Below are 23,920 nucleotides of genomic sequence, written 5' to 3' on the forward strand. Positions count from 1 at the left end.
CCGTGGCGGCTCAGGCGGCGGCTTGGGCTTTGTCCGCGTCGGCAGTGGCCCTGGCTTTCAACTGACGATTCACTGCACTGAGCACCGCCTTGAACGAGGCGGTAACGATATTGCTGTCGATCCCCGCGCCAAAGAGGGTAGGCCCATTGTCAAGGCGCAGCTCCACGTAGCATGCCGCGCGGGCATTGGCGCCATGGCCGATCGCGTGTTCGTGATAATCCATCAGCTTCACATCCAGCCCCAGCGCATCGACAAACGCGTCGATCGGACCATTGCCGCCGCCCTGCAGGGCCATCGGCGCCTTGTTGTGGAACAGCGAAATATCGATCTGCACCGGCTCGTCGCTGCTGGTATCTTCAACCATCTTGTGCGCGCCGTAGGCGTACGGCGTGTTCTGGGCCAGGTACTCGCGCTCGAAGATCTCGTGGATGCCTTCGGCGGTGATCTCCAGGCCGGTCTGGTCGGCCACAGCCTGCACCGCGCGGCTGAACTCAATCTGCAGGCGGCGCGGCAGTTCGAGGCCATAGTCCTGCTCCAGCAGGTAAGCCATGCCGCCCTTGCCGGACTGGCTGTTCACGCGGATCACGGCATCGTAGCTGCGGCCCACGTCCTGCGGGTCGATCGGCAGGTAGGGGATCTCCCATGGCGCGCCTTCTTCCTGCTTGGCGAAGCCCTTCTTGATTGCGTCCTGGTGGGAGCCGGAGAAGGCGGTGAACACCAGGTCGCCCACGTAGGGATGGCGCGGGTGCACGGGAATCTGGTTGCACTCTTCGACCACCTTGCGCACCGAATCGATATCCGAGAAGTCCAGGCCCGGATGGACGCCCTGGGTGTACAGGTTGAGCGCCAGGGTCACCAGGTCCACATTGCCGGTGCGTTCGCCATTGCCGAACAGGCAGCCTTCCACGCGCTCGGCGCCGGCCATCACGGCCATTTCGGCGGCGGCGATGCCGGTGCCGCGGTCGTTGTGCGGGTGCACGGAGATGATGATGGAATCGCGGCGTTCCAGCTTGCGCGACATCCATTCGATCTGGTCGGCGTACACATTCGGCGTCGAGCATTCGACGGTGGCCGGCAGGTTGACGATCATCTTCTTCTGCGGCGTCGGCTGCCAGATGGCGGAGACGGCGTCCACGATGTGCTTGGCAAAGTCCAGCTCCGTGGTGGAGAAGGATTCCGGCGTGTATTCATAGGTCCAGTCGGTTTCCGGATGCTGGGCCAGCAGCTCCTTCACCAGCTTCGTGCCGTCGGTGGCGATCTTCGTGATCTCTTCGCGGCTGGCGCCGAACACCACTTTGCGGAAGACCGGCGCAGTGGAGTTATACATGTGCACGATGGCGCGCCTGGCGCCGATGCAGGACTCGACGGTGCGGCGGATCAGCTCTTCGCGCGCCTGGGTCAGCACAATGATGGTCACGTCGTCCGGAATGCGGTTTTCTTCGATCAGCTTGCGCACGAAGTCGAAGTCCGTCTGCGATGCGGAAGGAAAGCCCACCTCGATTTCCTTCAGGCCGACCTTGATCAGCAGGTCGAAGAACTTCAGCTTCTTTTCCACGCTCATCGGCTCGATCAGGGCCTGGTTGCCATCGCGCAGGTCGGTGCTCATCCAGATTGGAGGCGTGTCGATGGTCTTGTTCGGCCAGGTGCGGTCGCTCAAGTCGATGGTCGGGTAAGGGCGGTATTTCGCGGCTGGGTTCTGCAGCATCATGGTGGTACTCCTGTGTTCTTAAATTTGGGAAAGCGGGCTCGATGTGGCGAGAGGCTGCCTGATGGGCCACGGGGCGCTAGACCAGGCAACCGGTCGGTAGCAGTAGCGCTGGTAGTGCTGGCAGCGGACGAAAAGCCTTGGTGGACATCGGTGCAATCTTTCCTGGATTTTGAGAACTTTGCCGGCTTGTGGCCGACGCAGGGTACTTCGTGGCGCCGCGGACGCGGCGGAAAATCAGGCGCGTGCTGGTAGTAGCGCCTCGGATAGGGCGCTTAGCAGGAAAGCGGATAGGTGCAGATGCGTGAACATGTAGAGCAATGTAAGTGAGCTCAGCGGGGCGTGTCAAGAATATTTTGCAGTGCCGCAAGGCGATAGAATCGCATTTTCAAGTGCTAAAATCGCAGAATTGCCGAGGAAAAATAGACCATGGATAAGATCGATCGAGAAATAATCGGATTTTTGCGCGATGATGCGAGGATAAGTTTTAAGGATTTGGGCGAGCGCGTACGCCTCAGCGCCAACACCGTGGCCGACCGCGTGCGCCGCCTGGTGGCCGATGGCGTGATCCGCGGCTTCGAGGCGAGCATCGACCCCGCTGCCCTCGGCTTGCACCTGCAGGCCTATATCGACGTAAAGCTAAAGGCCGGCACCAATACCCACGAGTTCGAAACGGTGGTGCAGACCATCCCGGGCGTGATGGAGGTTGCGCTGCTGACCGGTAATTACGACGGCCTGCTGCGTGTCGCCTGCCAGGATCAGGCGCATTTGCTGCGCCTGATCGATGCCTTGCGTGCAGCCGGCGTTCAGGATACCTATAGCCGCGTGATCCTGCATCAGACGCCGGTGCGCGCGCCGCTGGCCTGAGCGCGCCTTATGTCCGTTTCCGCACCGAACGGCTTCGTGCTGAGTCGTATGCTGGGGGTATGACTCCGGCAGCAATGCGCGATAACGAAAATGACTACTTCCACTTCAGCCAAGCCCCAGGCCAGGACTGACCAGGCGCCCAGGAAAAGGTCCAGGCCACCGCGCTTGTCGCTCGCGGCGTGGAAACAGTTCGTCAATGTGGCGAAACCATATTGGCTGGGAGGCGAAAGGAAGAAGGCCTGGAGCCTGCTGCTGGTTTCCATCGTGTTGATGCTGATCGAGACCAAGCTGGCTGTCATGCTCAACGACCAGTCCGGCGAGATGACCTCGGCGCTGGCCGCCCGGGATGGCGGCCGTTTCTGGAAGTCGGTGCGCGAATGCCTGTATATCCTGGCGTTTGCCATACCGACCTACGCTTTCTATTACTTCATGCGCGACCTGTTCGCCAACCAGTGGCGGCGCTGGCTCACCGGCCGTTTTCTCGACGGTTATCTGAAAGGCCGCAAATACTATGTGCTGGGTTCCGAAGGCGAGATCGACAACCCGGACCAGCGTATCAGCGAAGATATCAATACCTTCACCGGCCGGTCCATCCACTTCCTGCTGATTTTCCTGGGCTCGATCATGCAGCTGGTGGCGTTCAGCGCCGTGCTGTGGTCCATTTCCCATTTGCTGGTCGGCGTGCTGGCGGTGTACGCGCTGCTAGGCACCGTTGTCGCACTTTACATATTCGGCACTCCGCTGATCCACCTGAATTTCTGGCAGCTGCGGCGCGAGGCGGACTTCCGCTTCAGCCTGATGCGCTTGCGGGAGAATGCCGAATCGATCGCCTTCTACCGTGGCGAGGTACAGGAGCGCGCACATATCGACAGCAAATTCGACCGGGTGATTGAAAATTTCGCGAGGCTGATCCGGAAACAGCGTTCCCTCAATCTGTTCCAGCGCACTTTCAGCCAGCTCACTTTGGTGATACCGGGCATGATCCTGGCTGACGGCGTTTTGTCGGGCCGACTGGAAGTAGGGCGGGCGATTCAGGCGGCCGGGGCGTTCACTGCGGTGCTCGCTGCCGTGGGCGTCATTGTCGATAACTTTGAGAGCCTGAGCCGCTTCGTGGCGGGGATAGGGCGCTTGCAGGCATTGTCCAACCTGCTGCTTTCCAGCGGGGATGCGACACCCGTCGCCGACAACAAGTATCCGCTTATCGAGACCCGCCCGGGCCAGCATCTCGCGCTGGAAGCGCTCACCCTGTATCCGCCGCAATCGGAACGAGTGCTCATTAAGGAACTGAGCCTTGTGTTAAAGCCAGGCGATGCGCTGTTGATCACCGGTGACAGCGGCTGCGGCAAAAGCTCGCTGCTGCGTGCGATTGCCGGCTTGTGGAATACGGGCAGCGGCGTGATTCTTCATCCGCCTCTCGAAGATTTTTTCTTCCTGCCGCAACAGCCCTATATGCAGCACGGAACACTGCGCAGCCAGCTGATCTACCCCAGCGTGGAGGCCAGCCAGAGCGATGAAGAGCTGCTGGAAATCCTGGAGCAGGTGCATCTGCCGCACCTCGCCGAGCAGGTGGGCGGCCTGGATGCCGTGCATGACTGGGAAAAACTGCTGTCGGTAGGCGAGCAGCAGCGCCTGGCATTCGGCCGCGTGCTGGTGCACGAGCCAAGCATCGTCATCCTCGATGAAGCAACCAGCGCGCTTGACAGCGCCAATGAAGCCTCGCTATATGGCCGCCTGCGCGAGAATGGAACCACGCTGATCAGCGTGGCCCACCGCTCCGGCGTGCTGCAGCACCATACCCATGTGCTGCGCATCATGAGCGAGGGCGCGTGGGAGGTGCATGACGCCAGCGGCTACGAATTTGATGCGCCGCCCGCGGTCAACGATGCGCCGCCGCGCCGGCAAAGTGAACCATATGTTCGACATGCACTTTGATCTCGCCATTCAGGTTTGCAAATTCCTTGCGCAGCTCGCGCGCCGACTCATCGCCGATACCCTCGACAGTAATACAGTGGTCGTAAAAGCCGCCGCGACGCGAGATCACCCATTTGTCGACTTTTGCCTGCGAACGTTTCAATGTCGATTCCACCTGCCCGGCAATCGGTTCATTTGTCCCTAAGGAGAGATGAAAGGTATGCGTCAGGCGGTATTGGTCGCGCCATGCGCTGATGTCGTGGGAGGGCGAGTGAGAGGTATGGGTCGTCATGGTTTTCTCCAGAAAGCTTGGCCCGATTCGGAGCAAACCATGTCGCGCCCGCTTCGTTGCCGTTCATAGGCCGCATCGCCGTAATGGCTTCCACCTTGCCCGGGGAGGCAGGTTGGCGTCGGACGAACCGACTCGTGATGCAAAGTTGCTAATCAGACTTCGTTGAACGAAATCCGTTATACAGAACTGATGTTCAATATAGCGGAAATTCTTCGGGTCGGCAATAGGTCGTTGGAGCGGACGAGACGGTCACCGCAAACGCTTTGCGACGATGATGAACCGGATCTCGCAATATCACCCATTTGGATGATGGTGATAATTGGTGAGATTGTCGGCATTCGGCGTGACTATCCTGAAATTCTCTGCGAACTTAACTGATAGTTGGTAGATGTGGGCAAACCCGGATGCAAAGGAGGCTATCGTGAAAAAGTTCGCTTCACGTGTTGGCAAGTTGTGGCTGGTGATGTGCGTACTAAATCCCGCCGCCCTGGCGCAGACAATTCCGATTGGAGATATCGAAGAGCTTTACAGCAATGTGAATAATCCCGCGAACGCCGGGGCGACGCTGTTACTGGCGCCGGGACGGTACGTTTTGACGACGACCGATCCATCCAACGTAGCGCGGCCAAAGGGCGGACGGATCGAATTCCAGCCGAACATGAGCATCATGGGCGTGGAAGGTGACCGCACCCAGGTTGTCATCGATGCGATCAAGCTGCCGAGGACTTCGTTCCCCAATGCGGACGGGCCGAACGCCGCGGTCAGGATGGGGCTCGGCCATAACGCGCTGGAGTGGCTTACGGTCAGTGGCGCCGCGAACGGGCAAGCGAACATCGACACGGGGCTGCAAGCGCTCGATCCCGCCGACACTTCCATCCTGCTGGCGCACATCGCGTCAACGGGATCGGCCCGCGGTGCGAATATCCGCAACTTCGGACCACAGACCTCGGGCCAGACCATTGAAGCGGACGTTATCGACTGCGACTTTTTCGAGAACCCCTTCGGCGTCTCTGAAGGCATCCGCATGGGGAATTTTGGCGGAGCTATCGGCAGCATCGTAAATGTCCGCATGTCCGGCAACCGCTCCTGGGGACAGCAGCAGGGCAGGCTCATCGTCAACAATACCGCCAGCAACTCACAAGTGAATGTCGTTTCTACCGGCAACCGTTTTTACGGCAACGGATCAGGAACCGGCATCGGCGGTGCATTGACGGCTGGCCCTGTGAGAGCGGATGGCAATACCATCAATTTTGAGGCGCATGGCGACTCGTATCTGGACAACACGCAATTTACCGAATTCGATCACGGCGGCATTGTCGTGCTGGGGGTCGAAAACGTTTCGCTTGAGGGCGGAGGTGGAAGCAACAATACGGTCAGGATCCAGCTCTGGGGCGTCAAGCTGGAAAATAACGGAGGTACGGATCTGTATGTGGTCGGCGCGAGGTCAACCTTCATACCCGGCGTTGATCCGACCACGAGCAAGAACAATCACGTGACGGTCACGATCAAGGGCAATGGCCAGGGCAAGGGCCGATGGCAGCCGACGATCTACCGCGCCGACAGCCTGCCCGGTACGCCGGATGAGGGAAATACGGCGACCGTGATTGATTAGGCTGCAGCGCGGAATGGCTCAGGGGTCGAGCGGATCCAGTGGGTCGATGCGGAGCGAGCGCAGGGAAGGGGCGGAACTCCAGCACGTATGGCGACAGGCGCGGCCCGACGGTACCTGGCTCGTAACCCAGTTCCGCGGCGTTGCGGGCCGCAAACTCGGGGCTTTCGATGTAGCGGCTTTGCTCGGTGTTGGCGACTATCAGCGCTGGTTGACTGGCCGGCGCACCGAGGGCGGCAAGGCGCCGGGTGACGTTGCGCAGGTTCGTGGTTGTGTGCCGCGCATATGGCTCAATGACGATGCGGTCGGCCGGAACGTGGTGGCGTTCGATCAGCGCCTTGCGCATTTCAACGGCTTCCACGAACTGCGACCCACGCGGATGCACGGCCGCGCCGCTGACGATGATGAAGGCCACGTCGCCTTCCGCGAATCGGCTGGCGGCCAACTGCACATGCAGCTTGCCGCGGGCGCTCAGCGGAATGATCGGGTTTTCAGGCCCCACGCCTGGCACGATGATCGACGTGTAGCGGTATCGCTTCCAGTCGATGCTGCGGGCGCGCGCCAGCGCCGCTGCGTTGTGGCCCTGGTCGAGCGGCTCGAAGCTGGCTGCTTCATGGCGCTCGTTGACATCGAGGAGCGCGAGCGCAAGCGCGATGCTTGGGTCCAGCTTGGCCGCAGGATCGTTCTTTGCCGTGTCGGCCAAGGTGATCGCATCCGCCACCAGCGTCTTGAAGTCCGGGCTGCCGCCCTTTTCGAGCGGGCCGTCGATCGTCGGATAGCGCGGCTGGGTGCCGAAGCCGTAGACCTGCAGGATCGCGTTCAGGCCGCGCAATTCGCGCGCGACCTGCGCCCGCATGCCATCGTCGGCCACCGGCGGCTGGTGCGACGAAGTCGCGGCCGCAGGGATCGCGTCAGCCAGGGCGGCCATTTCGGCATCAGTCCACGTGGCGGCAAGCAGCAGGCATTTCGGCGCCTGTTCGCAGGCGGCCATGCGCTTCTTGCGCTTGTCCAGCACCGCTGCGACGCCGGCCGATTCCTGCTTCATGCTGGAGACCAACGGGAACAGGCGCCCCGCCAGCAGGGACCAGTGCTGGTCCCCGGCCGGCGCAGCATGGAGGGGCAGGGCGGCGGCCAGCGCCGCCGCCAGGATGATTCCTTTCGTCACTGCCATCACCATGCCTTGCTCACGACGAAGCGTGCACTGCGTCCGAATACCGGGCGGCCATAGATCGCGGTGGCGCTGCCCTGTCCCGCCAGGGTGTCGGTACGGGTGTTGCCTTCCGTGAGGCCCTTTGCGTTGGTCAGGTTGTCGCCGGTGAGCTGGAACTGCCAGGAGCCGTGCGTGACCGTGATGCCGGCGCCGATGGAGTGGAACGACGGCAGTTCGGTGGCGTTGAAGAAGTCCACGTAACGCTTGCCGGTAAAGGAATAGCTGCCGTACACGTCGACCTGGTTATTGTCCATGTCGAAGCTGTAGCTTGGACGCACATTGCCGAACACCTTGGGCTCGCGGATGATCTGGTTGCCGACCACTTTCGACGGGTCCGCACCGGTAGCGCTGACGAAGTCGCGGTATTGCGGGTCCTGCACGGTCAGCGATGCGTTCACGACGAAGCGGTTGGTCAGGTACCAGGCGCCATCGAGTTCGGCGCCTTTCACGACGGCCTTGCCGAAGAAGGGCACGGTCTGGTCGTTGCGGCCGGTCAGCGGATTGAAGGCGACGAAGGAAGCATTGAGCGGATCGAACTTCGTGTAGAAGCCCGTCACGTACAGGTAGGAACGGCCGAAGGTGGTCTTGAAACCGGCTTCGTACTGGTCGGCCTTGGTCGTCAGCACCAGCGGGTCCACCGAAGCCGCCACCTGCATCGACGGCGGGATTTCGAGGTGGGATGCGCGCACGTAGCCGCCGAACCGGGACGAGAAGTCATAGTTGGCGCCGGCCGTCCAGTTGGTGGTGTGCGGCTTGTAGATGTGCGACTGGCGGTCACCCGTGAATGCGCGGGTGGTATCGTCGGCCAGCGTGGTCTTGTCGCCCAGGTTGGCCTGCTTGGTCAGCAGGGCGTAACCGTCGTATTTATAGCGTTCGGTGCGCACGCCGGCGTCGAGGCGCAGGCGGTCTGTCACTTCCCAGGTGTCGTTGATGTACAGCGCGCCCATCTTCGCATCGACGTCGCCCTGGTTCAGCGTAGTGGTGTAGCGCAGCACGCCCTTGTCCGTGACGGATCCGAGCACCGCGCCCGAAGCCGAGTAGGCCAGCAGGTCGAGGGTGCGCGGCTTGCCCTGCACTTCGATCAGCATGTCGTTGTAGACGCTCTTGCTGGTCTGGCCGTAGGAGCTGCCGTAGAGAAGCCCGCCTTCACGTCATGGTTACCGACGCCGGTCTGGAAATTGCGGGTGACGTTGACGTCCACCTGGTTCGAGCGGAAGTCCGAACCCGCGGCGCGGTACTGGCCCTGCATCACGAGGCCGGAGGCGGAGGCCGGATCATAGGCCTGGCTGCCGTTGCTGCCGGCGATCGCATAGCCCAGGTGGTCCACGGCGCCGAATGCGGCTTTGGAGGGAGCGAGGAAGCCGTTGGCGAAAGTTTTCGCATCGGCCGGATTCGAGGTCGAATAGAAGGCGTCGAAATCCAGTTTGCCCTTGGTGAAGCCGGCCTTGGCCGACAGCAGCCAGGCGCCGATTTCGCCCTCATATTGAAGGCCGATGTTGCCGAATTCGAGGTGGCGGCCGTTTTTCAGGTCGCGCTGGTCGGTCTGCAGCGTGCCCGAGCCGTCCAGGTATTTCTGGCTGACGTTGCGCAGCGACGGCGAGTTCATCGTCCCCTTGAAGTAGTCGATGTAGGGATCGAGGGAGACGGACGGGTTGCGCGGGTCGGCGATCGGGATCGGCAGGTAAAAGACGTTATGGTCGTTCAGGTAGTTGGCGCTCAGCTTCCAGGTGCCGCTGTCGGTCACGCGCTTGATGTTCGCGCGGATCTGGCCGCCGCGGTCGTTCGGGAAGCCATTGTCGCGATGGCCGTCGTCCTGGCGAATGAAGCCGCCGATGGCATAGAAGGTCTTGTCGTCGATGGCGCCGGCCTGGTAGGCGTCCAGGCGCTTGAGGCCCGTGGTGCCGACCGAAACCTGGGCCTTGCCCTGGGTTTTCTCCGTGCCCGTGACGGTCGTATTGTTGACGATGGCGGCGGCCTGGCTGGCGTAGATTGGCGCGGGGCCGCCGCGCACCACTTCCACGGTCTTCGTCATCAGGTCGTAGCGGTTCATGCTGTCGCCACGGAAGAAGAAGCCGTTAATCTCGGTGAACAGGGGCAGGCCATCCTGCTGGAAGAGGGCGTAGCCGTCGTCGGTCGGGATGCCGCGCACGCGCGTGATGTTCTGCACCTCGCCGCCCGTGGCCTCGACCTGGATGCCGGGCATCTTGCCCAGCAGGTCAGCCATGTTCTGGGGCGCCAGCTTTTGCACATCGCTTTGCGACAGCGAATTCACGGCATAGGACACGTCGAAGCGGCGCTGCGGGCGGGCCGAGCCTGTCACGACCACGACCTGGGAATCGGTCGCTTCCGCAGTCGGGTTGGCCGAGGCCGGCGCCTCTGTTGCTGTCTGGGCAAATGCCTGGGCTGCGAGGGCGCACAGGGCGCTGGTCGCGGCCGCCAATGTCGTCTTCTTCATGCTCATGGTTTCTCTCCTGGGTAGATAGTGACTAACGATCACGAGAGCATGACGTCCAATTTTGACGCCTTTATTTATTACTTGTAAAATAAATCGAAGAAGAACTGAAGGGCAGGAGTTGGGATGAGAGCGGCGCGCTTGCACCTGGTGTCGGAGGAAAAGCGCTTGCTGCGGCATCTGCGCACCAAGGGGCCGATGCCGCGCACCGAGCTGGCGCTGGCGCTGCAGGTCAGTAACTCGGCCTTGACGAAGCTGTCCCACAACCTGATCAGCCTGGGCCTGATCGAGGAACAGGCGTCGACCGAACCGCCCGTGCGCGGCCGGCCAACCGTTCCCCTTGCCATCTCCCCGTCGGGCGGTTTCGCCGCTGGCGCCACCGTCCACAAAGGCGTGCTGGAAATCGCCCTGGTCGATCTGGCCGGCGGCGTGATCTGCCTGACCAGCGAGCAGGTCGGCGCCCCGGACCCGATCGAGTTCGCCAATATCCTCGAGGACCGGATCAACGAGCTGTGCGTGAAGCACAAGCTGCTTGGCGTGCGCTTCCTCGGCATCGGCGTGGGCGTGCCCGGTCCGGCCGTGTCCCGCAAGGGCGATCGTTGGCATATTGTCAAGGAGCTGCCGGGATGGCGCGACGTGCCCTGCGCCAGATCCTGGACGAGGCGCTCGGCACGGCGGTCCTGCTGGAAAACGACGCCAAGGCGGCCGCCCTGGCCGAGTACTATTCGGACGGCAAAATCGGCAAGGCCGCCACGGTCGTGGTCATTCTCCTTGGGTACGGCAATCGGTGCCGGCGTGATCGAGGACGGGCACCTGGTCAAGGGGGAATTCGGCAGCGCCGGCGATATCGGCCGCCTGTATCCTTCGGATCTGCCGCGCCCGACCACGATGGACTTGCTGTCCGTGCTGCAGCAGGCCGGCTGCCCCATCGAATCCGTGGCCCGGTTCGACGAACTGACAGCCGGCTACGAAGACGTCATCGATCAATGGCTCGACCGCGCAGCCGTGCAGCTGGAATTCCTCGTGAACAGCGCCATCGGCTGGTTCGATCCGGATGAAATCGTGATCTCCAGTCCTTTGCCGGAATCGATCACTTCGCGACTGGCGGCCAGGCTGAACGCGCTGCCCTTGCGCTGGCCCAGCTACCGCGAGCGCGGCCAGGTGAGGGTGTCGAAGCTGGGCGGCAGCGCGATTGCCATCGGCGCGGCCCTGCTGCCGATTCACGCCGCAACAGCGCTGCTTGCATGACATAAGGCTGTCATCGTGGGCGAGTATGCTCGACCCATGTTAGCCCGCCGTTTTTTCCCGTGGATCGTAAAAGTCAGCGCTGTCGTCAGGAATGACCGGCATGTGATCGGCTATGCGTCCGGCAATTTCGGCAAGGCGATCATGCTGGGCAGCGTCGATGTCACCTTGCTCTATCTGCTGACGGATATCCTCGGCATCGCTCCGGGGCGCGTCAGCCTCCTGATGATGATGGTCCTGGCGGGCGATCTGGTGTTCGATATCCTCGCAGGATTCATCGCCGCAAAGGCCGAACGGCATGGCGTCGGCTACCCCCGCCTGATCGCGCTGTTTGCCGTGCCGTGCGGGCTGGCTTTCTGCGCCATCTTCAGCCTGCCGCTGCTGCGCGTCAGCGAGCTGGCGGTCATCGCCACTCTTATCCTGTTTCTGCGCTGTGCTTTCGCGGTCATCGACGTTCCGCATAACAGCCTGCTCGCCCGGGTTACCACCGATAGCCGCACACGGGGGCGCGCGTCCGGATACCGTACGATCTTTAGTTCCGCTGCCAGCGTGATCGTCGCCTGCGTGATTGGGCCGCTGATGCACACCGCCGCCGGGGATGTGGCGACGACGCGCCTGGCCTGGCTGGGCGCCGTCGGCGGAGTGCTGTTTTCAGGCGCGTTGCTGCTGGCAGCATGGTCTTCGAAGTCGGCACAGGCTGCGGCCCCGCCGCGTCCCCGGCGGCCGCATCGCCGGCGGTGGTCGCCGGCGGCTCTGTGTCCGGCGCTGGACCGGCTGTTTGCTGCGATGGCGGCCATCGCCCTCGTCACCGGCTTCGCCACGCCGAATGTTTACGAAAACCATGCTCTATCTGTGCACCTATGTGTTGAAGAGCCCCGAGTTTGCGGGCCAGGTGCTGCTGGTCCTTGCCCTGAGCCAGATGCTGGGCGCAGTGTTCTGGATCACCCTTGTGCGGCGCTGGGACAAAACCACTTTGCTGGCGATGAGCCACGGTGTGGCCGCGTTGGGAATCATGCTGTTTGCCGCAGCAGGGGAGAGCAGATCTGCGCTGCTCGCGTGGTCGGTATTGATCGGGATCGGCTTCGCCGGCGTTTTCATGCTGCCCTGGGGCATACTGGCCGACATCATCGATTTCTCCGAGTTTCTCCATCGCGAGCGGCGCGAAACCGTCTGGTTTTCCACGGTCCTCGTCCTGCTCAAATGCGGTGGGGCGGCGGCACTGGCAACCATCGGGTGGGTGCTGGGGGAATTGGGCTACACGCCTGGCGCGCCCCAGGCGGATCCGGTCATGCTGGGCATGAAGGCGCTGGCCTTTGGCGTGCCCGTTGCGGGTTCGGTGGCCGCGATCATGGTCCTTCGGCGCGTGCAAATCGGGCATGCATTGCATGCGCGGGTACGCAGCGTGAATCAGCGTCGGCGCGATCGAACGAGCTTACCAGCGCATCATGGGCAGGGGGCTGAAGGGATGGCGCAGGGCGCGGCGGCCGCTTAGCTGCAACAGGCGCAGGTGGAAGCCAGCGTCCGGGAAGGCGGTTTGGACCTGGCGGATGAAGGCGCGCGGCAGGCCGTGGCGCAACACGCCGGCGGTGACGTCGATCCAGTCGGCCTGGCGGAAGGCTTCGGTGAGCGCGGTGTGGTGCGCCGCGCAGGCGGTGATCTTGTGGTGCTCGGTGATCATGGCCGCGATTTCGTCGGCCCAGTCGGCGCGCTGGATGGCCGGCAGCCAGGCGCGGGCCTGCTGCTCCGAGGGCGGCAGGTAGTCGAAGGTCTGGTGGGTCCAGATGCCAAGGTCGTGGAAGGCGGCGGCGATGGACAGTTTGTCTTGCTGGTCCGGATCGCCGGTGGCGAGGGCATTGGCGAAATTGACGAGGCGATAACAGTGGTTGCGATAAGCGGCCATGTCATCGCCGATGACCGGCGCGTGCTTCTGAAGCAGATCGTCCAGAAGCGCGAGCCGGGTCAGCATGGCTTTAGCCGGCGACCTGGACGCGCGGTTCGCCCGCGCTCATTTCGCCGATCACGGCCGCTTCGCCGAAGCCTTCGCGGCGGAACAGGGCCAGCACTTCGTCCACGGCGGACGGATCGCAGGACACCAGCAGGCCGCCCGAAGTCTGCGGGTCGGTCAGCAGGGTGTGCTGGGCTTGCGTGATGTTCGGCGACAGGGTCACGTCCTTGCCGTAGGCATCCCAGTTGCGGCCGGAGGCGCCGGTGAAGAAGCCGTCGTGCGCCAGTTGCTCCACGCCCGGCAGCAGCGGGATCTGGACATATTCAGCTTTGCCGTCAACTTGGCGCCGCGCGCCAGTTCCAGCAGGTGGCCAAGCAGGCCGAAGCCGGTAACGTCGGTCAGCGCGTGCACGCCGGCCAGTTCGCTCAGGGCCTTGCCAGGCTTATTCAGCTTGGTCGTGTTAGCGATCATGGCCTGGTAGCCCTCGTCGCCCAGCACGTTTTTCTTCAGCGCGGCCGACAGCACGCCCACGCCCAGCGGCTTGCCCAGCACCAGCACGTCGCCCGCTTTCGCGTCGGCGTTGCGTTTTACTTTGGACGGGTGCACGAGGCCCATCACCACCAGGCCGTAGATCGGCTCCACGGAATCGATGGTGTGGCCGCCGGCGATCGGGATGCCTGCTTCGGCGCAGATCGACTCACCGCCCTTGATGATCTGGCCGATGGTTTCGATCGGCAGTTTGTTGACCGGCATGCCGACCAGGGCCAGGGCCATGATCGGTGTGCCACCCATGGCGTACACGTCGGAGATGGCGTTGGTGGCGGCGATGCGGCCGAAGTCGAACGGGTCGTCGACGATGGGCATGAAGAAGTCGGTGGTGGCGATCAGGGCCTGTTCGTCGTTCAGCTTGTAGACGGCTGCATCGTCGGCGGTTTCGATGCCGACCAGCAGTTCCTTCGGTACCGGAAACCCGTTGGAGTTCTTCAGGATCTCGGACAGCACGCCAGGCGCGATCTTGCAGCCGCAGCCGCCGCCGTGGGAGAAGGAGGTCAGTTTGATTGGTTCAGTGCTCATTGGAGTCTCTCATTTCTTCTGATGGAGCAGATTATCCACTAAAGCGAGCAACGCTGCCTGCTCGGTGGCTGGTTCGAATAGTCTGGCGCGGGCGGCGCACTGGGCAAGCAGCCGGGCGGCTAAGGCGCCGTCTTCCAAGCTGCGGTCGATCAGCCTGGCCAGCGCCTGCGCGTCGCCCAGCGGGAAGTAGCCCTCGTAATCGCTGCCCAGCATGCCCCGGTTGCCGCTGATGTCGCTGGCCAGTACCGGAACGCCGCTTGTTACCGCTTCGATGATGACGTTGGCGCCGCCTTCCATTTTCGAGCAGATGACCATGGCGTGGGCCTGGCGCAGGCGCTCTCGCGTTTCGTCGTGCGGCAGGGCGCCCAGCCATTCGTAGCGTGGCGCGGCTTTTTGCGTGGCTTCGGCTTCATCGCCCAGGTCCGGGTCGAGCGCGCCGCCGATGTGCACCAGCTTTGCCGACGGCGCCTGCACCAGCGGGGCGGCGCGCATGAAGGTCAGCGGGTCTTTTTCGTCGCGCAGGTGGCCGATCATGACGATTTCGCGCTGCCTGCTCGCGGGCATTTCGTGCGGCTGAGCTTGTGTCCGAATGTCGGATCTGACCCCAGGGTGTGGCAGGGGCGGGGCGGACTGGAAGATCACGTGGGCTTTGCCGCGTACGGCGGCCGGCAGTTCGTCCAGGCCTGCCGACTGCAGGACGACCAGCGCGTCGGCGGCGGAAAGCGAGGCCTGGGCGCTGGCGTCCGTGCGGATATCGCGGTACAGGTCCGTGCCGGTGAGTACCAGCAGGGTGGGGCGCGCGGGATGCTCGGCGCGGAAGGCGGCCAGCGAGGCGGCCGAGCGGCGGGCGTGGAGCGCAATCAGCAGGTCCGGCGGCGGCGCGTCCGGTCCGGCATCGGGCCAGGCGCTGGCGATGGACACCTCATAGCGCGGCAGGAGGAATCCCGCCCAGCGGCTGGCGGTCTGCCAGTTACCGTTGTTGGCCGCGGCGAGCGCAGGGCTGACGATGCAAATTGTGGGTTTGCTCACTGGTTTTTATCGATCAAAAGTCGCTACAATCGTTTCATGAGTTCAATCACCGCCTCGTTCCGGAACGCGCGCACCCAGCAGCTGGCAGACGCCTTGCAGAATGCGCGAAATTATACGCTTAGCCTGTTCGAATGTTTCGCCGCCGCCGGCATGGATAATGCCATGCGCGTGCCGCAGCTGCGCATCGTCAATCCCCCCTTATGGGAGCTGGGTCACACCGCCTGGTTTGCGGAGTGGTTCATCCTGCGCGAATCCCTGTCCAGCCACCCGGCGGATGCCCAGTATCCTTCCCTGCTTAGCAAGGGCGACGACTGGTTCGATTCCGCCAATGTGCCGCACCGCAGCCGCTGGACCCTGGACCTGCCCACGCCGGGCGGCGTGAAGACCTACTGCCACGAAGTGCTGGACCGCGTGCTCGATAAGCTCAGCCGCGAGCCGAACACGGACGAGGCGCTGTATCCCTACCGCCTGGCCCTGGCCCATGAGGACATGCACGGCGAAGCCTTCCTCTACACCCTGCAAACCCTGGGCCTGCAGGCGCCGCCGCAGCTGACCCACGACGAGCCTGTACGCGCCGCGCAACAGGAGATCGCCTTCCCCGGCGGCACCCTGCAGCTGGGCAGCGCGGACGACACGGGCGGTTTCATCTTCGATAACGAGAAATTCACCCATCCCTGCTATGTGCCGCCGTTCACGATGGACGCGTCCCTGGTCAGCAACGCGCAGTACATGGACTTCGTGGAAGACGGTGGCTACGACCGCCGCGAGTACTGGAGCGATGCCGGCGCCGACTGGCTGATGCGCCAGGAGCGCTCGGCGCCGCGCTACTGGCAGCGCGAAGGAGGCCAGTGGCGCACGCTGCGTTTCGGCAAGCTGACGACGCTGCCGTCGTGGGAGCCGGTACGCCACCTGAATCTGTTTGAAGCGCAAGCGTATTGCGCCTGGGCGGGAAGGCGTTTGCCGACGGAAGCGGAGTGGGAATATGCTGCGCTGTACGGCCATCCGGCGTTTCGCTGGGGCCAGCTCTGGGAGTGGACGGCCTCGCCGTTCGAGCCTTATCCGGGCTTCACGGCGGACCGTTATCGGGAATATTCGGCGCCGTGGTTCGGCAACCATCAGGTATTGCGCGGCGCCTCATTCGCGACGCCGTCGCGCCTTGGCTCGGCCAAGTTCCCGCAATTTCTACCTCCCCGAGCGGGACGATATCTTCTGCGGCCTGCGCACCTGCGCGCTATAGTTAACGCAACAGCAGCGAGTCGGGAATCGGCGTGAAGCTGGTGCGCTTGTCGCCCATCTGTTCGCGCAATTCTTCCAGCGAAATGCCGCTCGCTTCGTGCATCACCACCAGCAGGGCCGGGGAGATGGCCGCACGGCGGCTGCGTACCTTGCTGATCATGGGTGGCATGATCGCGAGGGTGCGCGCCAGCGCGGCGTCATTCTTCAGTTTCAGCCGCTCGATCAGGAAATCGAGCAGGCGATTCGGGTCGTACTGCAGCAGGTGCTCCTGGCCGTCGGCAGGGTTAGCCGGCTCGGCGGACGAAGCACCAGGGTTGTCGGTTAGATCGTGCATGGCGGTGCTCGGTGCAATATTGTCAAAAGGAAAACGTTGGTGCATGGCAGCAACTGTATATTCTCATTATGCGACGCGAGTGGTCACTATGCAAGAAAAAGGCCGCCTGTTAGAAGGCGGCCTCGGCAAAAGTAACAGAATCGTTGTTTAGTTCTTAATGTGCTTGTCCAGCCAGTTCAGCACAGCGTGGTGCCACTGGATCGAGTTCGCAGGTTTCAGTACCCAGTGGTTCTCGTCCGGGAATACCAGCAGCTGCGACTCGATGCCCTGGCGCTGCAGCGCAGTAAAGGCGCCCAGCGCCTGCGAGGTCGGGATGCGGAAGTCCAGGTCGCCCTGTACCACCAGCATCGGCGTCTTCCACTTGCTCACGTGGCTGACCGGGTTGAACTGCTCGTAGCCTTGCGGGTTGGCGTAGTAGGTGCCCTTGTTTTCCCACTCGGTGAACCACAGTTCCTCGGTGGCGTAAGCCATGCCGCGCTGGTCGAACACGCCGTCGTGGTTGACGATGCACTTGAAGCCGTCGCTCCAGTTACCCTGGATCCAGTTCATCATGAAGCCGCCGTAGGACGCGCCCAGGGCGCAGCTGCGCTCGCGGTCCAGGAAACTGTACTTGGCCACGGCAGCCGCCAGGCCTTTCTGCAGGTCCTCCAGCGGTGCGCCGCCCCAGTCGCCGCTGATCGAATCCGTGAACTTCTGGCCGTAGCCGGTGGAGCCGTGGAAGTCGATGAACACGGTCGCATAGCCGGCGCCCGCGTACACCTGCGGGTTCCAGCGGTAGCTCCAGGAGTTGCCGAAGCTGCCCTGCGGGCCGCCGTGCACCAGGAAGGCGACCGGATATTTCTTGCCCGCTTCCGCATTCCACGGCTTCATCACGTAGCCATGCACGGTTTCGCCGTGGGCGCCGGCGAAGGAGAACTGCTCGTATTCGCCCATCTTCACGTCCTTCAGGCGCTCGGCGTTGGCCCAGGTCAGCTGGGTGCCGGCCTGCTCGGCGGCGCCGTCAGCCTTCAGCTTTATCAGCTGGGCGCCGGAGGACAGGCTGGCTTGCGCGACGACGACGGTGTCTTTCGCCACATCGAAGTCGCCCGCATAGCCCTTGCCGGTCAGCGCGGTGACCTTGCCGCTGGCGACGTCCAGCGAGAACAGGCGGTGGTTGCCGACATCGTCGGCATTGGCCAGCAGGGCCTTGCCGTCCGGGCGCCACTGGTAGTCGGAGATCGAACGGTCCCAGTTATCGGCCAGCACGCGCTTCTTGCCGCTGGCGACATCCATCAGCACCATCTTGAAGCGGTCCGCTTCGAAGCCGGGGCGGGCCATGGCCAGGTAGGCCAGGGTCTTGCCGTCCGGGGAGTAGGATGGCTTGGTGTCCCAGGCCGGATTGTCGGCGGTCAGGTTGCGCGGAGCGGCGCCGCCTGCGGCCGGCACTTCATACAGGTCGAAGTTGGTGGACCAGGATTCGCTCTTCCCGGCAGCGCGCACGGAGAACACGATGTTCTTGCCGTCCGGGCTGAAGGTGAATTCCTTGGCGTCGCCGAAGGGCTTGGAGGGCACATCGCCATCCAGCGTGCCGCTCAGGCTGACCGGCTGCGCGCTGACCTTGCCGGAAGCGTCGATCGGCGCGGTGTAGAGCACATTGCGGCGGCCATCGGCCCAGGTGTCCCAGTGGCGCACGAACATTTCGTCATACAGTTTGCCGGTTGCCTTGTTCTTGGCCTTGTCGTCCTCGCGCTTTTTGCTGCAGGCCAGGTCGGCGCAGTCGCGGTAGACGGCAAAGCTGAGTGCAATTCGGTCGCCTTTCGGGGATACCTTGAATGCTTCCACGTCCACCGGGGTATCGGTGACCTTCACCGCTTCGCCGCCGGCCAGCGGCAGGCGCCACACCTGGGTGGAACCGGAACGGCCGCTCAGGAAGTAGATGGCGTCGCCGTTGGCGGACCATTCAGGATCGCGGCTGCTGGCATCGTGCTGGGTCAGCTGCACCGGCGCCGGCTTGGCGGCGCGCAGGTCAATCATCCACAGCTGGGTGATGCCGCGGTTCTTTTCCATATTCGTGCTGCGCACGGTGTAGACGACGCGGTGCGCGTCCGGCGACAGCGCAGGGCTGCCGACGCGGTCCATGGCCGCAAGGTCTTCGATAGTCAGGCCGCGCGGCGCGGCAACGGCACTGGTTGCCGCAGCGATGGCGGCGCCCATAACCAGCAGGCGTAGAGTCATTCGGTATCTCCGATGCGTTATCAAAATTGGCCAGCTTTTGGCCGGCCAGCGCGCATTATAATGCCCGTATCTTCAACATTCGGGAAAGAAGCTGTATGACGCGATTGGCGGCCTGGCTGCTGACAGGTGTCATGGCGGCGGCCTTTGTCGTTGTGGCCCTGCTGACCCAGACCTGGTACTTCAAGCCATTGAAGCTGGAGTGGTTCTACCTTCGGGCTTTCACAGCGTATGCCTTGCAAAGCCCGGAGATGATGTCGGCCATGCGGCCAGTGCCGGCGTGGGCGGATTTCTACAGCTCCCGTCTCGACGATGCCTCGCCGCGCCATGCGAAGGCCATGATGGAGGAGTTGAAGTCCGACCTCGCCACGCTGGAAAGCTTCGACCGCAAGGATCTCGACCGCAAGGGGCAGATCTCGTACGACACGCTGCGCCACTATCTCACGCTGGAGATCGAGGGCGAGCCGTACATGTTCTACGATTTCCCCGTCAACCAGATCCACGGCCTGCAGACGGCGCTGCCCGAGTTCATGGCGGACGTGCACCAGGTCACCAGCAGGCGCGAGGCGGATGCCTACATCGCGCGCCTGCGCAAATTCCCGCTGAAATTCGAACAGCTGGTGGAAACGCTGCGCGCGCAGGAGGACCGCGGCGTGCTGCCGCCGAAATTCATGATCGGCCGCGTGCTGGACCAGCTGCAGGTGTTCGCCGGGCGACCGGCGCGCGAGAACACGCTGTACACCAGCTTTGCCGCCAAGCTGGAGAACATCCCGTTGGCGGAAATGAATGAAGCCACGCGCAAGGAGCTGCTGGCGCAGGTGGCCGACGCGATCCAGACCAGCGTCTATCCCGCCTACGTAACCTTGATAAGCCACTTCCAGGAAATTGAGCCGCGCATCCAGGGCAACCGCGGCGCGTGGGCGCTGCCCAATGGCGACGCTTATTACGCATGGTGCGTGCGCCGCCACACCACAACCAATCTCACGCCGCAGCGCATCCACGAACTGGGACTGGCGGAAGTGGAACGCGTGTCCGAACTGATGGACAAGATCCTGCGCGCCAACGGCATGGCCGAGGGCAGCATCGGCGAGCGCATGGCGCAGCTGGCCGAAGATCCTGCCCAGCACTACCCGAATACGCCGGAAGGGCGCAAGGCCATGCTGGACGATTATCAGGCGATCGTCAGCGAGGCATACAAACGGCTGCCGTCCGCCTTTGATGCGATGCCGAAGCTGCGCGTGGAGGTGCGTCCCGTGCCCGAGGCGACGCAGTCGGGCGGGCTGGGCGCCTATTACATTCCCGGCGCCTTCGATGGTTCGCGTCCCGGTGTGTTTTACGTGAATATGCGCTCAGTGGACGCGGTGCCGAAGTATTCGATGCGCACGGCCGCTTATCACGAGGCCGTGCCGGGACATCATCTGCAGGTGCAGCTGGCGCAGGAACTCGAAGGCGTGCCGTTCTTCCATAAGGTGATCGGCTTTTCGGCTTATCAGGAAGGCTGGGCTTTGTATGCCGAGCATCTGGCGGGGGAGCTAGGTCTGGAGCCGGAGCCTCTCGACCAGCTGGGCCGCTTGCGCGATGAGATGATGCGCGCGGTGCGCCTGGTGGTCGATACCGGCGTCCACCACAAGCACTGGACGCGCCAGCAGGCGATTGCCTATCTGTCCGACAAGACGGGGATGAATACGCTGGATGCGATGGCGGAGGTGGAACGGTATATGGTCGATCCGGGGCAGGCGCTGGCCTACAAGGTCGGCATGCTCACCATCTTGTCCCTGCGCGAACGTGCGAAGATGGAGCTGGGGGATCGTTTCGATCTCAAGCAGTTCCATAACGAAGTTTTGACCCACGGCGCCTTGCCGTTGACGGTCTTGGAGCGCGTGGTCAACGATTGGATCACGGCGCGCAAGGCGGGGCGTTGACCGGACGAGCCGCGTCAACGCATGCACGGCGGATCAATGATCCGCCCTACGCGTCCCGTGTGAATCGTAAATTGCGACCCGCGGCCAGCGACACGCACGATCGGGACAAAATGCGCGCGCATTCGGCACCGAAATGCGAGCTGCCGAGGTGCGTAGGGCGGATCATTGATCCGCCGTGCCAGCGGGCCGCTAACGCTTACAGCAGCGTGGTCTTCAGCGTCGCCAGGCGATCGGCATACGCATTCATATCCAGTTCCTTGCGCGCCACGCCGCTGCGGATTGCAGCAGCGGCGATCTTCGGCGTCACCTGTGCCAGCAGGCGCTCGTCGAGCAAGGTCGGCACCACATAGTCCTTGCTGAAATGGGCATCGCTGCGCGCCAGGCCGGCCAGGGCAGTCACGCAAGCGCGCTTCATATCCTGGTTGATGGTGGTCGCACCGGTATCCAAAGCAGCACGGAACAGGTAAGGGAAGCACAGCGCGTTATTGATCTGGTTCGGATAATCCGAACGGCCGGTAGCGATGATTGCATCCGGCGCCACTTCGCGCACCAGTTCAGGACGCAGCTCAGGCTCAGGATTTGCCAGCGTGAAGATGATCGGCGCCTTCTTCATCGACTTCACATCATCCTGCGACAACAGGCCAGGGCCGGACAGGCCGAGGAACACGTCCGCACCGGCGATCACTTCGGACAGCGTGGAAGCGGTCGTATCCTGCGCCCAGTCGGCCTTCTCGCCCGTCAGCTTGCGCGCGGTGGTCAGCACGCCCTTGGAATCGCAGACGTAGATATTCTCGCGGCGTGCGCCGATATCCACCAGCAGTTCCAGGCAGGCGATAGCAGCAGCGCCGGCGCCGGAGCAGACGATCTTCACTTCAGCGATATCGCGGCCCGTCATTTCAACGGCGTTCAGCATGCCGGAACCAACCACGATGGCGGTGCCGTGCTGGTCGTCGTGGAAGACGGGGATCGACAGGCGCTCGCGCAGCTTGCGCTCGATATAGAAGCACTCGGGCGCCTTGATGTCTTCGAGGTTGATGCCGCCGAAAGTCGGGTGCAGGGCGGCGATGATTTCAACCAGCTTGTCCGGATCGCTTTCATCGATTTCGATGTCGAAGGAATCGATGCCGGCGAATTTCTTGAAGAGGACAACCTTGCCCTCCATGACCGGCTTGCCCGCCAGGGCGCCGATATTGCCCCAGGCCCAGAACGGCGGAGCCATTGGTGATCACGGCGACCAGATTGCCTTTAGCCGTGTATTCATAAGCCTTTGCGGGGTCGCGCTGGATTTCGACACAGGGCGCTGCCACGCCCGGCGAGTAAGCGAGGGCCAGGTCATCCTGGCTGCTGACACTTTTGGTGACGGCGATGGCCAGTTTACCTGGTGCGCCTTCCTGGTGGTACGCAAGAGCTTTTTCGCTCCAAGCTGCTCATTATTCTGTTCCTTTCACTGCGAAAAACGCCCGCAACAGGCCGAAACCTGTTGCGGGCGCGCTTTGTCGAGCGCTACTAAGGCGCCCAACTACGTATTTTTACGGATACAGGCCGCGAACTTCGCGCGCTGCCAGCACCCGGGTGCATGCCAGGATAAAGGTCGCGGTACGCAGCGAAACCTTCTTCTCCTGAGCAACTTCCCAAACCGAGTTAAACGCATCCTGCATGATGCGGGTCAGGCGGGCGTTGATTTCTTCCTCGCTCCAGAAGAAGCTCGAGAAGTCCTGCACCCACTCGAAGTATGACACGGTTACGCCGCCGGCGTTAGCCAGCACGTCGGGAACGATCAGGATGTCCTTGTCGTTCAGGATATCGTCGGCCTCAGGGGTGGTCGGGCCGTTTGCGCCTTCCAGAATGATCTTGGTGCGGATCTTCGGTGCGTTTGCGGCCGTGATTTGCTGTTCCAGGGCCGCCGGGATGAGGATATCAGATTCGATGCCCCAGAAGGAATCACGATCTTGAGTAACTTCCGCGCCTGGGAAATTAGCTACGCCACCGGTTTCCGCTACATACTTGTGCAGCTGGGCGATATCCAGACCACCCGAGTGTACCACGGTGGCGGTATGGTCCTGGACGGCGATGACTTTCGAGCCTGCGTCAGCGAACATGGTCGCAGCCACGCCGCCCACATTGCCGAAGCCCTGGATCGCAATGCGTGCACCCTTGATGTCCACGCCGCGCTTGGCGGCAGCCTCGCGGCCTGCCACGAACACGCCGCGGCCGGTTGCTTCGCGGCGGCCCAGCGAGCCGCCCATCGAGATCGGCTTGCCGGTCACCACGCCGGTGGACAGGTTACCTTCGATCATGGCGTAGGAGTCCATCATCCATGCCATCACCTGCTCGTTGGTGTTCACGTCCGGCGCCGGGATGTCCTTGGTCGGGCCGATGATCAGGCTGATTTCGCTGGTGTAGCGGCGCGTCAGGCGCTGCAGCTCGCCGCGGGACAGGGTTTTCGGGTCAACACGGATACCACCTTTAGCACCACCGTATGGCACGTTGACGGCGGCGTTCTTCACCGTCATCCATGCCGAAAGGGCCATCACTTCCGACAGCGTTACGTCCTGGTGGAAGCGCACGCCGCCTTTACCCGGGCCGCGCGACATATTGTGCTGCACGCGGTAGCCTTCGTAGTGAGCGATGGAGCCATCGTCACGTTCGATCGGCACGTCAACGACGAGGATGCGCTTCGGGCGCTTCAGGGTTTCCACCCAGCGGGACAGGCCGCCCAGGTGCGGGGTAACGCGGTCGATTTGTTTCAGGTACTGACCCCAAGGACCGAGATCGTCGGCGTTGAGATAGGAAGGCAGTGCGTGGTTCGTCATTATGTGACTCCTCTGATTCGCGATTGTTCGGATTGATACGCTTAGTCGTTGTAGTTGTTGGTATC

At 62.9% G+C, this 23,920-nt stretch carries 17 protein-coding genes, 3 pseudogenes and 1 riboswitch; of the genes and pseudogenes, 8 read left to right on the forward strand and 12 right to left on the reverse strand.

Going from position 1 to position 23,920, the window contains the following annotated elements:
• Window positions 1-10 precede the first annotated feature (10 nt).
• Window positions 11-1,708: a 2-isopropylmalate synthase gene (leuA, locus tag ACHMW6_RS11495; protein ID WP_395407221.1), complete on the reverse strand. Its 1,698-nt coding sequence runs from the start codon at window positions 1,706-1,708 to the stop codon at window positions 11-13.
• 426 nt (window positions 1,709-2,134) lie between these two features.
• Here leuA and ACHMW6_RS11500 point away from each other — a divergent pair, with 426 nt between their 5' ends.
• The gene (locus tag ACHMW6_RS11500; RefSeq protein WP_395407223.1) at window positions 2,135-2,572 is read left to right on the forward strand and encodes an Lrp/AsnC family transcriptional regulator; all 438 of its coding nucleotides are present in this window, start codon (window positions 2,135-2,137) and stop codon (window positions 2,570-2,572) included.
• 198 nt (window positions 2,573-2,770) lie between these two features.
• Window positions 2,771-4,504 carry an ABC transporter ATP-binding protein/permease gene (locus ACHMW6_RS11505; protein WP_395407225.1) on the forward strand — a complete coding sequence of 578 codons (1,734 nt, stop codon included), beginning with the start codon at window positions 2,771-2,773 and terminating at the stop codon, window positions 4,502-4,504.
• Here ACHMW6_RS11505 and ACHMW6_RS11510 read toward each other — a convergent pair.
• Window positions 4,449-4,775 (reverse strand): hypothetical protein, encoded by a 327-nt coding sequence (locus ACHMW6_RS11510; RefSeq protein ID WP_395407226.1) that lies wholly within the window; start codon window positions 4,773-4,775, stop codon window positions 4,449-4,451. The genes ACHMW6_RS11505 and ACHMW6_RS11510 overlap by 56 nt on opposite strands.
• Window positions 4,776-4,817: 42 nt before the next feature.
• Window positions 4,818-4,921, reverse strand: a riboswitch (SAM-I-IV-variant riboswitch).
• A 275-nt stretch (window positions 4,922-5,196) separates the two neighbouring features.
• Between ACHMW6_RS11510 and ACHMW6_RS11515 the strand changes: the two genes are divergently transcribed.
• Window positions 5,197-6,387: a hypothetical protein gene (locus ACHMW6_RS11515; RefSeq protein WP_395407227.1), complete on the forward strand. Its 1,191-nt coding sequence runs from the start codon at window positions 5,197-5,199 to the stop codon at window positions 6,385-6,387.
• Here the strand turns inward: ACHMW6_RS11515 and ACHMW6_RS11520 are convergent.
• Genes ACHMW6_RS11520 through ACHMW6_RS11530 form a run of 3 tightly spaced genes read right to left on the reverse strand, consistent with a single transcriptional unit; the run spans window position 6,281 to window position 10,055 of the window.
• Window positions 6,281-7,549 carry a YdcF family protein gene (locus ACHMW6_RS11520; RefSeq protein ID WP_395407229.1) on the reverse strand — a complete coding sequence of 423 codons (1,269 nt, stop codon included), beginning with the start codon at window positions 7,547-7,549 and terminating at the stop codon, window positions 6,281-6,283. The two genes, ACHMW6_RS11515 and ACHMW6_RS11520, sit on opposite strands and share 107 nt — an antisense overlap.
• Window positions 7,550-7,554: 5 nt before the next feature.
• Complete coding sequence (locus ACHMW6_RS11525) at window positions 7,555-8,682, reverse strand: TonB-dependent receptor domain-containing protein (RefSeq protein WP_395407231.1); 1,128 nt, start codon at window positions 8,680-8,682, stop codon at window positions 7,555-7,557.
• A complete protein-coding gene (locus ACHMW6_RS11530) occupies window positions 8,676-10,055 on the reverse strand; it encodes a TonB-dependent receptor plug domain-containing protein (protein WP_395407232.1) in 1,380 nt (459 codons plus the stop codon). Before ACHMW6_RS11530 ends, ACHMW6_RS11525 begins: the two co-directional genes overlap by 7 nt.
• Window positions 10,056-10,172: 117 nt before the next feature.
• Between ACHMW6_RS11530 and ACHMW6_RS11535 the strand changes: the two genes are divergently transcribed.
• From ACHMW6_RS11535 to ACHMW6_RS11545, 3 genes and pseudogenes are all read left to right on the forward strand, one after another.
• On the forward strand, window positions 10,173-11,294 hold the full coding sequence (locus ACHMW6_RS11535; protein WP_395407234.1) for an ROK family protein: 1,122 nt from the start codon (window positions 10,173-10,175) through the stop codon (window positions 11,292-11,294).
• 141 nt (window positions 11,295-11,435) lie between these two features.
• A pseudogene (locus ACHMW6_RS11540) lies at window positions 11,436-12,050 on the forward strand (MFS transporter); the annotation flags it as partial.
• A gap of 67 nt (window positions 12,051-12,117) precedes the next feature.
• A complete protein-coding gene (locus tag ACHMW6_RS11545; RefSeq protein ID WP_395407235.1) occupies window positions 12,118-12,783 on the forward strand; it encodes an MFS transporter in 666 nt (221 codons plus the stop codon).
• Here ACHMW6_RS11545 and ACHMW6_RS11550 read toward each other — a convergent pair.
• The 3 genes and pseudogenes from ACHMW6_RS11550 to senB form a co-directional block, all read right to left on the reverse strand.
• Complete coding sequence (locus ACHMW6_RS11550; protein WP_395407236.1) at window positions 12,724-13,257, reverse strand: hypothetical protein; 534 nt, start codon at window positions 13,255-13,257, stop codon at window positions 12,724-12,726. The genes ACHMW6_RS11545 and ACHMW6_RS11550 overlap by 60 nt on opposite strands.
• Window positions 13,258-13,261: 4 nt before the next feature.
• Window positions 13,262-14,310: pseudogene (gene selD / locus ACHMW6_RS11555) on the reverse strand (selenide, water dikinase SelD).
• Between the two features lie 9 nt (window positions 14,311-14,319).
• Window positions 14,320-15,339: a selenoneine biosynthesis selenosugar synthase SenB gene (gene senB, locus ACHMW6_RS11560; RefSeq protein ID WP_395407238.1), complete on the reverse strand. Its 1,020-nt coding sequence runs from the start codon at window positions 15,337-15,339 to the stop codon at window positions 14,320-14,322.
• 36 nt (window positions 15,340-15,375) lie between these two features.
• On the opposite strand from senB, the gene senA reads away from it, so the two are divergent.
• On the forward strand, window positions 15,376-16,611 hold the full coding sequence (gene senA, locus ACHMW6_RS11565) for a selenoneine synthase SenA (RefSeq protein ID WP_395407240.1): 1,236 nt from the start codon (window positions 15,376-15,378) through the stop codon (window positions 16,609-16,611).
• On the opposite strand, the gene ACHMW6_RS11570 is transcribed toward senA, so the two are convergent.
• Window positions 16,577-16,909 carry a hypothetical protein gene (locus ACHMW6_RS11570; protein ID WP_395407241.1) on the reverse strand — a complete coding sequence of 111 codons (333 nt, stop codon included), beginning with the start codon at window positions 16,907-16,909 and terminating at the stop codon, window positions 16,577-16,579. The two genes, senA and ACHMW6_RS11570, sit on opposite strands and share 35 nt — an antisense overlap.
• A gap of 147 nt (window positions 16,910-17,056) precedes the next feature.
• Window positions 17,057-19,123 carry a prolyl oligopeptidase family serine peptidase gene (locus tag ACHMW6_RS11575; protein ID WP_395407243.1) on the reverse strand — a complete coding sequence of 689 codons (2,067 nt, stop codon included), beginning with the start codon at window positions 19,121-19,123 and terminating at the stop codon, window positions 17,057-17,059.
• Window positions 19,124-19,218: 95 nt separating this feature from the next.
• On the opposite strand from ACHMW6_RS11575, the gene ACHMW6_RS11580 reads away from it, so the two are divergent.
• Complete coding sequence (locus tag ACHMW6_RS11580; RefSeq protein WP_395407245.1) at window positions 19,219-21,042, forward strand: DUF885 domain-containing protein; 1,824 nt, start codon at window positions 19,219-19,221, stop codon at window positions 21,040-21,042.
• Window positions 21,043-21,262: 220 nt separating this feature from the next.
• On the opposite strand, the pseudogene ACHMW6_RS11585 reads toward ACHMW6_RS11580, so the two are convergent.
• Both ACHMW6_RS11585 and ACHMW6_RS11590 read right to left on the reverse strand, forming a co-directional pair.
• Window positions 21,263-22,466, reverse strand: a pseudogene (locus ACHMW6_RS11585) (malic enzyme-like NAD(P)-binding protein); the annotation flags it as partial.
• A gap of 105 nt (window positions 22,467-22,571) precedes the next feature.
• Entirely contained in the window at window positions 22,572-23,855 is a 1,284-nt protein-coding gene (locus ACHMW6_RS11590) for a Glu/Leu/Phe/Val dehydrogenase (protein ID WP_395407246.1), read from the reverse strand.
• Window positions 23,856-23,920: the final 65 nt, after the last annotated feature.

It is taken from the genome of Pseudoduganella sp. UC29_106 (assembly GCF_044055365.1).
Lineage (GTDB): Bacteria > Pseudomonadota > Gammaproteobacteria > Burkholderiales > Burkholderiaceae_D > Rugamonas.

Bases quoted from the DNA above. Each gene is read 5' to 3' on its own strand.
- ACHMW6_RS11530 (WP_395407232.1), bottom strand. From the start codon at position 10,055: ATGAGCATGAAGAAGACGACATTGGCGGCCGCGACCAGCGCCCTGTGC.
- ACHMW6_RS11580 (WP_395407245.1), top strand. From the start codon at position 19,219: ATGACGCGATTGGCGGCCTGGCTGCTGACAGGTGTCATGGCGGCGGCC.
- senA (WP_395407240.1), top strand. From the start codon at position 15,376: ATGAGTTCAATCACCGCCTCGTTCCGGAACGCGCGCACCCAGCAGCTG.
- ACHMW6_RS11525 (WP_395407231.1), bottom strand. From the start codon at position 8,682: ATGCTGATCGAAGTGCAGGGCAAGCCGCGCACCCTCGACCTGCTGGCC.
- ACHMW6_RS11550 (WP_395407236.1), bottom strand. From the start codon at position 13,257: ATGCTGACCCGGCTCGCGCTTCTGGACGATCTGCTTCAGAAGCACGCG.
- ACHMW6_RS11575 (WP_395407243.1), bottom strand. From the start codon at position 19,123: ATGACTCTACGCCTGCTGGTTATGGGCGCCGCCATCGCTGCGGCAACC.
- ACHMW6_RS11545 (WP_395407235.1), top strand. From the start codon at position 12,118: ATGTTTACGAAAACCATGCTCTATCTGTGCACCTATGTGTTGAAGAGC.
- ACHMW6_RS11535 (WP_395407234.1), top strand. From the start codon at position 10,173: ATGAGAGCGGCGCGCTTGCACCTGGTGTCGGAGGAAAAGCGCTTGCTG.
- leuA (WP_395407221.1), bottom strand. From the start codon at position 1,708: ATGATGCTGCAGAACCCAGCCGCGAAATACCGCCCTTACCCGACCATC.
- ACHMW6_RS11500 (WP_395407223.1), top strand. From the start codon at position 2,135: ATGGATAAGATCGATCGAGAAATAATCGGATTTTTGCGCGATGATGCG.
- ACHMW6_RS11510 (WP_395407226.1), bottom strand. From the start codon at position 4,775: ATGACGACCCATACCTCTCACTCGCCCTCCCACGACATCAGCGCATGG.
- ACHMW6_RS11570 (WP_395407241.1), bottom strand. From the start codon at position 16,909: ATGCACGATCTAACCGACAACCCTGGTGCTTCGTCCGCCGAGCCGGCT.
- ACHMW6_RS11590 (WP_395407246.1), bottom strand. From the start codon at position 23,855: ATGACGAACCACGCACTGCCTTCCTATCTCAACGCCGACGATCTCGGT.